The following is a 13,609-nucleotide window of genomic DNA, read 5'->3' as shown; positions in this document are numbered from 1 at the left end:
TTAAGCATGGATTACACTATCAAAAATAGCATCTTACAGGTCAAAATTGCCAGTAAAGGTGCTGAAGTTCAAAGTGTGAAAAGTTTACATAGCGGGTATGAATATATTTGGCAGGCTGATCCTGAAGTTTGGAATAGACATGCTCCTGTACTTTTTCCTATTGTTGGGAAACTTAAAGATGATGAATATACTTATCAGGGCAAAACATACCATTTGACCCAACATGGTTTTGCGCGTGATTTAGAGTTTAAAGTTGAACGACATACAGAGGAAAGCATCACTTTTTTACTGACGGATTCTGCAGAAACCAGGGAAGTTTATCCATTCAAATTTGAATTGCGTGTGAACTATAACTTGCTTAATAATCTGCTGGAAGAGAATTTTTCTGTCATTAATAAGTCAGATGGTGAAATGATTTTTGGCATTGGTGGACATCCCGGCTTTAACATTCCCACAAGTAAGACTTTGTCTAAGGAAGATTTTTACTTCAGTACTAAGCCTTCTCGTGCCCGAGTTCGTATTCCTCTTAAAGGAGCATTTTTAGACTGGCCTAATCGGTCGCTGGCCTCGACCAATAGTTTGATTACCCTGAGTGATCATTTGTTTAAAGATGATGCTTTGATTTTTCAAATGCGTGGACACGACAACCGTGTATCTTTAAGAACAGATGCCAATAATTTTCATGTAAATGTTTGGTTAAGGGATGCTCCTTTTGTAGGTGTGTGGTCCCAATATCCTAAGTCTGCAGATTATGTCTGTATTGAACCCTGGTGGGGCATAGCTGACCGCAGTGACACTAATCAAAAATTAGAAGAAAAATACGGCATGAATCACCTTGAAGCTAGTGGCACTTTTACAGCTGGTTTTAGTATGGCTTTTCATGATCAAGATGAATGAGTATAAAAATAAATTATTTAGGTTGAAAAGAAAGCCTCAAGGCTTTCTTTTTTTACAGTTCCCTATTTACTCAAGCAAAAACCTTCTTGCGAACTAATGTTCTTATGTCTATAATAAAATAGCTAGCTAAACTCGCTAGCCATACTTATTTGATATACAATCATAATTTATGATGTCTTTTCTTATACCAGTACCATAAACCAAAGGGAATGATATTCTCTTGATGGTGCAATAATCGTTTAATATTGCTTCTGTGACGAATAAATAAGATAATCATGATGCAGCCCACGATAATTTCAAGATAAATATCGTGAAAGAAGAAAGTTACAATGAATATTAAGACAACTGCAATTAAACTGGACAGACTGACATAAGACGTAATAAAAACCAATGGCAGGAAAATGAGAGCACAGACGCCAAAAAATTTTAGGTTATAGCCCAAGAAAAGCCCGGCACTGGTTGCTACAGCTTTACCACCTTTAAATTTTAGAAAGATGGAACATGTGTGTCCCAGGATGGCTAATCCCCCTGAAATTAACAAAAAATATTTAGGGGCATTGATATGAAAGATTCTAGGCAAATTTGTGGCTAACGTTCCCTTGAGGACATCAACAATCAAAACCAGACTACCTGCCAGTGGTCCAAAAACGCGAAAAGAGTTAGTGGTTCCGATATTGCCAGAGCCATAATTTCTAATATCTTCTGCAAAAAACACCTTGCCGACGATCACGCCAGTAGGAAACGAACCTATTAAATATGCTAGAATAAATATCAGAATTAAATTTAAATTTATCATGTATATCCTGCTCTCTTAAAGTCTAATGCTATTTTATCAGAGTTTACAAAGTATGAGGATTAAAATAATAAATGATTTTTAACTGGAGGAGTCTATTTGACTAAAACAAGTAAAAAAATAAATTCTTATGATGACTCATCAATTCAGATTCTTCATGGCCTGGAAGCTGTACGGAAAAGGCCGGGTATGTATATTGGATCAACTGATGTTCATGGTCTTAATCAGCTAGTCTATGAAATTGTAGATAACTCAGTAGATGAGGCAATGGCCGGATTTGGTAAAGAAATTGACGTAACGATTCATAAAGATAACAGTGTGACGGTACGTGATTTTGGTCGTGGGATGCCTACAGGCATGCATAAATCTGGCAAGCCTACAATTGAAGTTATCTTAACTGTCTTGCATGCTGGTGGTAAATTTACCGAGCAAAATTATAAAACTTCCGGCGGACTTCATGGAGTAGGCTCCTCTGTCGTTAATGCTCTTTCCAGTTATATGGATGTTAAAGTTATACGGGATGGAATTGAATATGAAGAAGAATTTAAAGATGGCGGTCATCCCGTTGGCACATTGAAGCGCTTAGGTAAAACAAAGGAACCTACAGGTACCACCATTACTTTTAAACCAGATGAAAAAATTTTTTCGACTATTAAATATAAATATGAAACTATTCAGGAACGCATACGTGAGTCGGCTTTTTTGCTTAAAGGTGTGCGCTTTGTCTTAGTAGATGAGCGTGATCCCCAACATCATGATGATTTTAAATATGATGAAGGAATAAAGGCTTTTGTATCCTATCTGAATGAAGGTAAAGATACTTTAAGCGATATTTTTTATTTTTCCGGTAAACAGGACGAAATTGAAGTTGAATTTAGTGGCCAATATAGTGACAGTTATTCCGAAAACCTGGTTTCTTTTGTAAATAATGTGCGTACATCAGATGGTGGCAGTCATGAAGTAGGTGCACGAAGTGGCTTTACTCGTGCTTTTAATGATTATGCCAAAAAACAAGGTCTGTTAGGTAAGAAAGACAAAAATATTGATGGGTCTGATTACCGTGAAGGTTTAAGCGCTGTTTTATCAGTTAAAATTCCAGAAGAGCTATTAGAGTTTGAAGGGCAGACCAAGGGCAAACTGGGAACTCCTCAAGCTAGATCAGTTGTTGATGCAATTGTTTATGAAAAAATGTCTTATTACCTGATGGAAAAAGGTGAACTGGCACAAGAGCTGGTGAAAAAAGCACAAAGAGCAAGAGATGCTCGTGAAGCTGCGAAAAAGGCTCGTAACGAGAGTAGAAATGGCAAAAAACGCCATAAAAAAGAAGTCCTGTCTGGTAAACTAACACCGGCGCAATCACGTAATCCAAAAAAGAATGAACTTTTTCTAGTTGAGGGGGATTCTGCCGGCGGTTCCGCAAAGCAGGGACGAGATCGTAAGTTCCAGGCAATTTTGCCTTTACGTGGAAAAGTTTTAAATACTCAAAAAGCAAGATTGCAGGATATATTTAAAAATGAAGAAATTAACACCATGATTTACACTATTGGTGCTGGTGTTGGTACTGAATTTAATGTAGAAGATTCAAATTACGATAAAGTAATCATTATGACGGATGCCGATGATGATGGTGCCCATATTCAGATTTTATTGTTAACCTTTTTCTACCGGTATATGAGACCAATGATTGAACACGGCAAAGTCTATATTGCTTTACCTCCTCTTTATCGCTTGCAAAAAGGTCGCGGCAAAAAGGCTCAGGTAAAGTACTCCTGGACTGATGAAGAACTTGCTGCCGATGAAAAGAAAATGGGTCATGGTTATGCTTTACAACGATTCAAAGGTCTGGGAGAGATGAATGCTGAACAGTTGTGGAGAACAACAATGGATCCAGAAACAAGGCTGCTTATTCGGGTAAAAATTGATGATGCTGCCTTGGCTGAACGCCGTGTGACTACACTAATGGGTGACAAAGCAGATGCAAGGCGAAAGTGGATTGAAGAAAACGTTAAGTTCAGACTAGGGGATAATGTTTCAATCCTAGAAGAAGAAAATGAATAAAGAGGTTTTTAATTAATGGCTACAAAAGAACGAATTCGTGAAATGCCCCTTGAGCAAGTCATGGGTGAGCGATTTGGCAGATATTCAAAGTATATTATCCAAGAGCGTGCCTTGCCAGATATTCGTGATGGTTTAAAACCAGTGCAAAGAAGAATTCTTTACGCTATGTTTCAAGATAATAATACATATGACAAGCCATTCAAAAAGGCGGCTAAAGCAGTGGGTAATATCATGGGTAATTTTCATCCCCATGGTGACAGTTCCATTTACGGTGCCCTAGTTCACCTTTCTCAAGACTGGAAAATGCGAGAACCTCTGATTGAAATGCACGGTAACAATGGTTCAATGGATGGCGATGGTCCCGCTGCAATGCGTTATACCGAATCACGTTTAAGCAAGATTTCCAATATGTTGTTACAAGATATTGATAAAGACACTGTCAACATGGTCTTGAACTTTGATGATACTGAGTATGAGCCAACGGTTTTACCTGTTCGGTTTCCTAATTTACTAGTTAATGGCTCTACAGGTATTTCGGCTGGTTACGCTACCGAGATTCCACCGCATAACTTGGCAGAAGTAATTGATGCTACTATTTATTTACTTAAAAATCCTGATGCAAGTCTTGATGATTTAATGCATTTTGTTAAAGGTCCTGATTTTCCTACAGGTGCCATTGTTTTAGGACAAAAAGGATTACGGGAAGCTTATGAAACTGGACGTGGCCGCATTCAGGTAAGAGCAAAAAGTTCAATTCAGGAAATTAGAGGGCATCGCGAAGAAATTGTCATTACTGAGATTCCTTTTGCTGTTAATAAAGCTTTGTTAGTTAAAAAGATGGATGAAATTCGTCTTAACAGGGAGATTGATGGTATAGCAGAAGTGCGTGATGAAACTGATCGTCATGGTTTATCAATTGTAGTAGAGTTAAAAAAGGGTGCTGATGCACAAAATATTCTAAATTATTTATTCAAGAATACTGAATTGCAAGTTTCCTATAACTTTAATATGGTTGCCATTGATCATATGACTCCCATGCAAGTTGGTTTAAAGCATATATTGTCTTCGTACTTAGAACATGAAAAAGATGTAGTAATCAAGAGAACCAAATTTGATTTAAATAAAGCAGAAGAGCGTCTTGAAATTATTCAGGGTTTGATTCATGCCATGGATATTTTAGACAAGCTAATTAAGGTAATTCGAGCATCTAAAAATAAAGCAGAGGCAAAGAAAAATATATCAGATAAGTTCAAGTTTACTGCCCGGCAAGCAGAAGCAATTGTGTCTTTACAGCTGTATAGGTTAACTAACACTGATGTTGATGCTTTGGTTAAAGAGCAAAGCGAACTAAATGAAAAAATAGCTCGTTTTAAAGAACTTTTGTCTAATAAAAAAATCTTAGATAAAGAAATAATTAAGGAACTAACGACCGTCAAAAAGGAATTTGGTAATCCTCGACGCACTGAGATTTCTTCCGAAACCGCCAAGATTCAAATTGATGAAAAAGCACTAGTAGCGGATGAACAAGTACGTGTTTTAATCAGTCGTGATGGTTACTTAAAGAGGTCATCTATTCGTTCCTGGCAATCTAGTGATGATGAGGATAATGGTTTGCCGAGTGGGGATGACGTTGTATTCGAAAAGACTTTGTCAACGTTAACTAATTTATATTTATTCACTGACCGTGGTAATGTCATTTATAGACCAGTTAATGAACTAGTCGAAACGAAGTGGAAAGAAACCGGTCAGCATTTGTCTCAGGAAATTGGCTTAAACGAGAATGAGAATATCATTCGTGTCTTTGATTTTGAACAATTAAATCAAAAACTAAACTTTTTAATTGCAACTAATGATGGTTATATAAAACAGTTGGAACTATGTAATCTCCAGCCTACGAGAACTTATCGTTCACGCGCAATTACTGCAATGAAAATGAAACAAACGGACAGTAAGGTTGTTCGTGTTGATATAGTAAAACCTGAAAGTAATAAAGAGATTATTTTATTTACGCATAAGGCTTATGCTGTCCGCTATGATTTGAGCGAAATTCCTGCATCTGGTGCCAAATCATTCGGAGTTAAATCTGTGAATTTAAAGGATGAAGATTATGTAGTTTCGTATATAGTCATAAATCCTGATTATCTTGACTTAATTCGGATAGGCATTATTACTCAAAGAGGAGCTTTTAAGCAGTTTAAGGCTGGGTTAGTCAATAAGGTATCCCGTGCCAAACGAGGAGTATTAGTTTTAAGGGAACTTAAAACTAAGCCGCACCGTGTCGCTGCTGTTGCTTCGTATGGCCAAGACCATATCCTTCTGATAACAACAACAAGCAAACGGCATATTAAGATTTCTACATGTGATTATCCTTTGGGTGACAGATATTCTAATGGTTCTTTTGTATTAGATACGACAAGTGATGGTCATCCAGTTAATATAAAACTGGGGAGGCCTTTAAGTACAGAATAAATTTTTATTTATTTAATGATATTAATAATTTATGGAAGGGCTTCAACAGATTTAAATATTACTTTGACACAAAAGGGTTTTTGATTGATAATAGCATATAAACAGAGCCATATTATTGTTAAGATAGAAGGAATAATCTTATGCCTAAAACAGATACAATACTCTCAACCAAATCCCTACATTATTTTTTGCAATTAATTGATACCATGAACTACACTCAAGCTGCTCAAATCCTTGGTATTACTCAACCGGCTTTAACTCAGCAGATAAAGAAAATTGAACATGCAATCGGAACACCACTGTTTGGACAAATGGGAAAAAAGCTTTATTTGACTGAAGCTGGTAAGCAGTTGCAAACGGGGGCAATTAAGCTACTCGGGACTATTAACTCTGTTGTTAGCGATATACAAGAGTTTACTCAGGCTGATAAAGGCAATATTGCAATTGGTGTTTTAGAAAGCGTCAATTCTGATCTTCTTAGAAAATTTTTGGTTGAATTTAATAAAAACTATCCCAATATAACTATCAGTGTTTCTTATTTCAATCGTAAAGATCTTTGGTATAATCTTGATAATAATTTGGTTGATTTAGCAATGCTTTATCTTCCTGAAACTACTAAAAAGAGTCAGACGAATTTACAAAATCAATACGAATTAATGAAAGTTACTCAAGATAAATTAACTATCTTAACTCATGATAGAAGTGTTGAAGCAGGGAAGTCCTATCCAGTTTCTAAGTTTTTAGGAAAAAAATGGGTTCTTTATCCAGATAGCTTTTATTTAACTCAGATACTTAAAGGCAAGCTAGGCAGTAAGGTGAATGCAAGAAATGGTCTGAACGTTCCTTTAACTTTTACTTCTACCAAGGAGATGGTTGAGACAGCGCAGGACACTGGCTATGATACAATTGTAAGTGACTCTTATTACCGCCTAAATCAAAGTGAAATTAATTTGGTACCTGTATTTTTAAAAGGCATTAAAAAGTTCACAATTTCACTTATTTATCGAAAGGGTAAAAAAGAAGTTCCACGTATACAAAACTTTTTGAAAGAATTTAAAAAGTTTTTGGAAGACTGATTTTGCCACATAATCTTGTAAGTTTTTTGAGGTAAGACAAAAATTTATAATTTGTTCTGTCAAGAATAGCCTTTATTAGGTAAACTAATTATATAAGTAAAATTTTAAAAAGAAAAAGAGGAAATCTAATGGAAAAAGAATTGGTCTTTGGTCACCAAAATCCTGACACAGATGCAATTGGTACAGCTATAGCTTATTCATATTTGCAGAATAAGCTGGGTTACAACACAGAGGCGGTTGCTTTAGGCGAACCTAATGATGAAACAGCTTTTGCATTAAAGAAGTTTGGTTTTGAAGCGCCAAGAGTGATCAAAACAGCAGCAAATGAAGTTAAAGAAGTAATGCTTGTTGATCATAATGAACCACAGCAAAGTGTATCAGACATTGATCAGGTTACTGTAACTCATGTTGTTGATCACCACAGAATTATGAATTTCAATACCAGTATGCCTTTATTTTATCTTGCTGAACCGGTAGGTTGTACCAGTACAATTATGTTTGGTCTCTATAAGCATTTTAAAGTTGAAATTCCTAAGAATATTGCTGGTATTATGCTTTCTGCCATTATTTCTGACACATTATTGCTAAAATCGCCAACAACTACTGATAGAGATAAAAAAGCCGTTAAGGAACTTGCCGAAATTGCTGGCGTAGATTACGAAAAATATGGCTTGGAAGAATTAAAAGCTGGAACTAATATAGCAAGTAAATCAGAAGAAGAACTAATCGATTTAGATGCCAAATCATTTGAATTAAATGGCAAAAATGTACGAGTAGCTCAAATTAATGTGGTTGACTTGCCAGAAGCATTAGAACGCAAAGAAGCCTTCCTGAAAACTATGAAAGATTCAGCAAATTCAGAGGGCTATGATTTGTTTATGCTGCTTATAACTAATGTACTCGATTCAGACTCAACTGCATTAGTTATAGGTTCAGACGAAGCTTTGGCTTCGTTTGAAAAGGCATTTGGGGAAGTTAAAGATTCAGAAATCAGTTTACCTGGTGTTGTTTCAAGGAAGAAACAGGTTGTTCCACCATTAACTGAAGCATTTAAGTAATTTAAAAAGCACGAAATAGTAAAATCTATTTCGTGCTTTTTTTAATCTTTGTTAATTTCCTTAGCCAAAATAATGAATGATTTACATACTCTTTCAGCTTTGTCAGGTGACATTTTTCTAAGTTCATTAAGAACCTTCTTAATAAATACAGGAGTATTATCTTGATGATTTTCTACCTTAACTTCCTTAAAACGGTAAGCATTCATGATAATATCTGGTGTAGTTGTATTTAAAGCTCTGGCAATTGAGTCAAGCTTTTGAATACTGATGTTTTGATTCTTTGTTCTTTCCAAACGAGAAATAAAGTTAACCGATAAGTCACTTAATTCAGCAAGATCCTCCTGGGTCAACTTTTGTTCGCGCCGCCTACGACATATTTCTTTTCCTAAATTTATACTCATGGAATAAATTCAACCCTTTCAAAAAAATAATTCCATATTCTATAATAACAGATTAATTATAGAATTGAACAATAAAACAAAAATAATAATGAATAAAACACTTGCTTTTGGCAAAATTATACTCAAACTAAATGTTTTAAACTATACCCCACATAGTATTGTAAGCTATTTTTTGGAAAAATAAAATAAAAAGGCACCAACTAATTAAACTTAAAGTGAAAAAGGAAAGAGTGGCAAATATTATATCAAAGCGTGCATTCGCTTGCTAGAGGGGCAAGTAGAAAAGCGCTTAAGTAAAAAATCAAAATCCAATTGTTTTTATATAGTTATCAATTATAGAAAGCGCTTTTATTTATATTTTTACACTTATAACGTGAAAACTTTAAATAAATCAATTAATATTGGATATGATAAAAAGGGTTTAGTAATTATTTAATTTACAAATTTCACAATCAATAAGTTTTATTTTGTATAATGTAAAATAAAATCTTTTCTTGCTAAAATTATGGATTTTTTATACAACAAAAATTTTTGTTCAAAAGCAAATTTAATGACAATAGAAATAAAAAGCTGGTTTTGCTAGTTAGTAGTTTAATTTAATAATCAGATATACTTTGATGAAAAGAGAGTAGTGTCAAAGACAAAGGTAACTGCTTTTATCAATATAACTTCGTATAATATATATTATGTAAAGTAAAACAAAAAAATTGAAAGAGAACGTATGAGATTGAGACTGCATTTGACTTACACAAAATAATTTTACTTTGAGATTGTCACAGGTCAATTCAGAGCTCGTTAAAATCAAAATGAATGCATAATTAATTTATCAATTGGTCATCGAGTTGCCTTTGAGTCTCATCAGAAACGACTTGAATTTTTATTAATAAAAGTGTTTTGTTAATTAATATTGAAAGTCTATAAAATTGCGTTGATATATTTTAATTAAGTTAATTAAGAATTGCTTTGATAACAGTTGAGTAATAATGGTTAAAATCTCAATTTTAAGTATAAAAAGTCTGCTTGCATAATTTTTTTAACTTCTAAATGTGCTAACTATTAAATAATTTTATAGTTGCTTTCATTAAAACTATAATTTTAATGAAAGATATTAAAACAATAAACAAGCTCAGTTATTTTGTATTCGTTGAATGCTTTTAGCAAAGCTGAATATGATTTTTTAGATTAATTTCAATTAAAGGCGAAATTTCAATTCAAACTTTTAAAAGATTTATCTTTAAAATACCAAAGCAGTATTTTGTTTCATCAAATGTAATTTTCGCCTTTCCCTCTCCTCTATTCCATAATAAGTATACACGATACAAACATACATTCTAGTTTTGTTTTATAATAAATCATGTAACTAAATAATTGAAGCTAGGAGAAATTTATTACGTGGAAACAAAGAAATATTTAGATCTAATTGATGAAGAATTAAATAAAATGCCTGATTTTGTTAAAGAATACAATTTTGGCACAAGTCACTCTTTAGCTACATCCTATCAGTATCTAACAGAAATCAGAAGATTTTTTGACTGGCTCCGTCATGAAGGCATTTCAAAAGCTGAAAATAACAAAAGTATTGAAACTCAAACTTTAGCTCACCTGCAACGCAATGACATTATGCTTTACATTAATTATTTAGGTCATACTAAAAATAAGCAAGGCAACTTGAATTCGCCTACAACAATAAATCGGTCTATTAATGCCTTGAGATCTCTTTTCAAGTTTTTAACCATTACTGCTGACAATATAAATGGCAAACCCTACTTTGAACGCAATGTCATGCTCAAAATTGATTCTCTTAATAACACAAAAACTTTAAACTATCGGGCCCATGTTCTTGAATCACACATGTACACAGGAAAATTAAAATACCAATTTTTGGATTTTATTGAAAATAATTATGAATTTAAATGCAATAAGCATGCTTTACCAGGATTTAAAGCAAATAAAGAGCGCGACATGGCAATTATTGCTTTAATTTTAGGAACTGGAATCAGAGTTTCTGAATGTGCAGGAATTGATCTGCCAGACATTAATTTTAAAAAGGCTACATTGGACGTAACCCGCAAAGGTGGCCAACGAGACAGCGTGCCAATTGCTGAATGGACGTTGGTTTACATCAGAGAGTATAAGAAAATAAGAAAGCAACGTTATTTGGCAGTCAAAAGCGATTCAGCATTTTTCCTGACTCGCTGGCATAATAAAACACGTCGGATCACTACGAGCGCTATCGAGAAAATGGTCAATAAATATTCAGCTGCTTTTGGGCACCCCCTCACTCCTCATAAATTACGTCACACAGTGGCTTCTGAACTATATGGTGTAACCAAAGACCAAGTGTTGGTGGCTCAGCAACTGGGCCAAAAAGGAACTTCAGCAACCGATTTATATACTCATGTTGATCAAAAAAAGCAGCGTGCTGCATTAAATGAGATTTCAGAGGCAGATAAAAAGAACAGTGATCACAAACAAGCTTGATACAGAGCCTGTTTTTATTCAAATTTTGTTTGCCAGTTAGGATTTTGATTCGCTTCAAAACACATTTTTATTTCTGCTAAAGAATTTCGTGGCAATGACAAAGGTGGTAAATTATCGAGTTCAAAAAATGAACATTTATCAGTCTCGGTATTTTTTGAAAATTTCCCACCCAAGTCTTTACATAAAAAGATGACATTACAAACATTAATAGCTCTTTTAATTCGCTTTTTACCATAAATATTAGTTGAATGGTTATTCACTGCAATAATTTGTTCAACTTCAATTTTATGCCCAGATTCCTCTTCGGCTTCTTTTATACAATTTTCTTTAACAGTTATATTTGGTTCACACCAACCACCAGGCATTGACCATAAATTATCTGTAGTCTCTTTAACCAGTAAGATTTTTTGTTTACTAAAAATTGCAGCTCTAGTAGAAACTTTAGGTGTTTGGTACCCATCATCACTACTGAACAAGCCTTTAACAACATTTATTGATAGTCCAGTTTTTGCTGCCATCATTTCGGTAGCAATTTTTCTTACTTGTTCGTAGCGCTCCCGATCAAAACGATCATAACCATATTCTATACCGTTTTGAGCAATACTCTGTAACTCTACAGCCCATTTTGTTATTTGATCCATTTGATTTTTCATACGTATCCTCACATTTCTGTAACAAAAAAAGCAATCTTACAAAAGGTTGCTTTTATTTAGTCAAATCGATTTTATCAATATCAATCATCCATCCAATGGCAAAAGACTTTTCTCCTAGATGCGTGGCAATAACAGGGCTAAATTTCGTAACGGAAATGTTTTGCTCTGGAAATTTTTCTGTTAAAAATGCTTTAGCTTCGTCTACCTGACTGCTGTCATTGGAGTCAATAATAAAGAGCTTGATTTTATCTTTATAAGGCAATTGATCTATTTTCTTTACCGTTAATTTTTTAATTTTTATAAAAGCTCGTTTCATAGAACGAATTTTGTCAAAAGCTACTATATTGCCGTCTTTAAAAGTAAGCAGCGGCTTGATATTTAGCATTGAGCCGATAAAAGCACCGGCATTGCTTAAGCGCCCTCCTCTACTTAAATTATTTAAATCATTAACCACGAATATTTCATCAATAGTTGAACGGATCTTTTCGAGTCGAGTTAAAATTGTATCCAGATCAAGACCATTTTTTATCATTTTGGCTGCTGCCAAAACCAAATTTCCTTGTAAGCGAACAGTCATTCTTGTATCAATTGCATGTAAATTATATTTTGGATGATTTTCAGCAATATTACATAATGTTTGATAAAAACCAGAAATCCCGCTGGAAAGTGTAATAGCAATAATAGCTTCATAACCTTTATCATTTAGGCTATCAAAAAGACGAATTAAATCGCCGGTACTTGGCTGAGAAGTTTTAGGGAAATCTAATCCCTCTCTCTGCATTTTAAAAAGCTGATCAGAAGTTATATCGACATTTTCCAAATACTCTTTTTTACCTATAATTATTGGAATTGAAACAACAATAATGTTATTTTTTTCTGCCTCTTGTTTTGTTATGGCGCTAGTACTATCAGTAACTAAAGCAATCTTCATCTAATTTACCTTTCGCTTTTGTGTGTACAACATACAAGAATTATAGCATAAAAAAATAAGTGTTTCGACTATCAACTATAGTGAAATTGTTCTTTCTGTTTTCTGCACGAGTTTAGCAAAAGTTTGGTCAAATGCTTTTATTTCTTGCTCTGATAAACCATGCAAAAGTGATGCTTCTATTTCTTTTAAAACATTTCTCAATTCAGAAATTTTTTCCAAACCCTGATCATTTAACAGAACTGTTTTGCTTGAGTCACTTTCTGACCTTCTAATTGTTACAAAACTCATGGTTTTCTTTTGCTGCAATTGTCTGCTTAATGTTGAAAGTGATATTTTTAATTTTTCAGCTAAATCTCCCATTTTTAAAGCAGTATTACCATTATGGTAAAAATAAAGCAAAATTCTGGTTTGCGAAAGATTTAACCCACACTTTTTATTTATTTCGTTTTTAATATTTCCAGCAATTGTGCTAAAAGATAAAACGTCCATTTAACTACCTTTTCTGATTAAAACAAAACATAAAAATATTTTATAAACTTAAATTTAAGCAATATTAAAAGCATGAAAATGCATAAAAAGCTAAACGAAAAGTTGTGAAACATTCATGCTTAATTGTATAGTAATATTTGTTACTATTATTTTTAGCTTATAAATATTTATACTGATAACTTTAAATCTATATTACCAGTATATCAGTTTTTTGCAATGATTTCTTTAGTTATTTCAAAAATGATTACTATATAATTAGTGGTACTCTATTTTAAGATTATAAATAAAATATATTTTAAACAA

Annotated in this window: 11 protein-coding genes; 6 read left to right on the top strand and 5 right to left on the bottom strand. The window is 33.6% G+C overall.

Annotated elements, in window-relative coordinates; genetic code table 11:
• Positions 1-6 precede the first annotated feature (6 nt).
• Positions 7-897, top strand: a complete 891-nt coding sequence (locus LACWKB10_RS04335) for an aldose 1-epimerase family protein (RefSeq protein ID WP_034979193.1) — start codon at positions 7-9, stop codon at positions 895-897.
• A 160-nt stretch (positions 898-1,057) separates the two neighbouring features.
• Here the strand turns inward: LACWKB10_RS04335 and plsY are convergent, their stop codons facing one another.
• A complete protein-coding gene (plsY, locus tag LACWKB10_RS04330) occupies positions 1,058-1,693 on the bottom strand; it encodes a glycerol-3-phosphate 1-O-acyltransferase PlsY (protein ID WP_034979190.1) in 636 nt (211 codons plus the stop codon).
• Between the two features lie 96 nt (positions 1,694-1,789).
• Between plsY and parE the strand changes: the two genes are divergently transcribed.
• The 4 genes from parE (at position 1,790) to LACWKB10_RS04310 (ending at position 8,351) form a co-directional block, all read left to right on the top strand.
• Positions 1,790-3,748, top strand: coding sequence for a DNA topoisomerase IV subunit B (gene parE, locus LACWKB10_RS04325; RefSeq protein ID WP_034979187.1), 1,959 nt, complete (start codon positions 1,790-1,792; stop codon positions 3,746-3,748).
• Between the two features lie 15 nt (positions 3,749-3,763).
• Positions 3,764-6,217: a DNA topoisomerase IV subunit A gene (gene parC / locus LACWKB10_RS04320; RefSeq protein ID WP_034979184.1), complete on the top strand. Its 2,454-nt coding sequence runs from the start codon at positions 3,764-3,766 to the stop codon at positions 6,215-6,217.
• Positions 6,218-6,357: 140 nt separating this feature from the next.
• A complete protein-coding gene (locus tag LACWKB10_RS04315; RefSeq protein ID WP_034979181.1) occupies positions 6,358-7,293 on the top strand; it encodes a LysR family transcriptional regulator in 936 nt (311 codons plus the stop codon).
• A gap of 128 nt (positions 7,294-7,421) precedes the next feature.
• Complete coding sequence (locus LACWKB10_RS04310) at positions 7,422-8,351, top strand: manganese-dependent inorganic pyrophosphatase (protein WP_034979178.1); 930 nt, start codon at positions 7,422-7,424, stop codon at positions 8,349-8,351.
• A gap of 41 nt (positions 8,352-8,392) precedes the next feature.
• On the opposite strand, the gene LACWKB10_RS04305 is transcribed toward LACWKB10_RS04310, so the two are convergent.
• Positions 8,393-8,752, bottom strand: coding sequence for a helix-turn-helix domain-containing protein (locus tag LACWKB10_RS04305; RefSeq protein ID WP_034979176.1), 360 nt, complete (start codon positions 8,750-8,752; stop codon positions 8,393-8,395).
• 1,392 nt (positions 8,753-10,144) lie between these two features.
• Here LACWKB10_RS04305 and xerS point away from each other — a divergent pair.
• A complete protein-coding gene (gene xerS / locus LACWKB10_RS04300; RefSeq protein ID WP_034979173.1) occupies positions 10,145-11,233 on the top strand; it encodes a tyrosine recombinase XerS in 1,089 nt (362 codons plus the stop codon).
• 14 nt (positions 11,234-11,247) lie between these two features.
• Here xerS and LACWKB10_RS04295 read toward each other — a convergent pair whose 3' ends face one another.
• The 3 genes from LACWKB10_RS04295 to LACWKB10_RS04285 form a co-directional block, all read right to left on the bottom strand.
• The gene (locus tag LACWKB10_RS04295; RefSeq protein WP_034979171.1) at positions 11,248-11,886 is read right to left on the bottom strand and encodes an NUDIX hydrolase N-terminal domain-containing protein; all 639 of its coding nucleotides are present in this window, start codon (positions 11,884-11,886) and stop codon (positions 11,248-11,250) included.
• Between the two features lie 52 nt (positions 11,887-11,938).
• A complete protein-coding gene (locus LACWKB10_RS04290) occupies positions 11,939-12,817 on the bottom strand; it encodes a DegV family protein (protein ID WP_034979168.1) in 879 nt (292 codons plus the stop codon).
• A gap of 75 nt (positions 12,818-12,892) precedes the next feature.
• Entirely contained in the window at positions 12,893-13,306 is a 414-nt protein-coding gene (locus LACWKB10_RS04285) for a MarR family winged helix-turn-helix transcriptional regulator (protein WP_034979165.1), read from the bottom strand.
• Positions 13,307-13,609: the final 303 nt, after the last annotated feature.

This window comes from Lactobacillus sp. wkB10 (assembly GCF_000760615.1).
Classification (GTDB): domain Bacteria; phylum Bacillota; class Bacilli; order Lactobacillales; family Lactobacillaceae; genus Lactobacillus; species Lactobacillus huangpiensis.
This window is presented reverse-complemented; position numbering and strand designations above follow the sequence as displayed.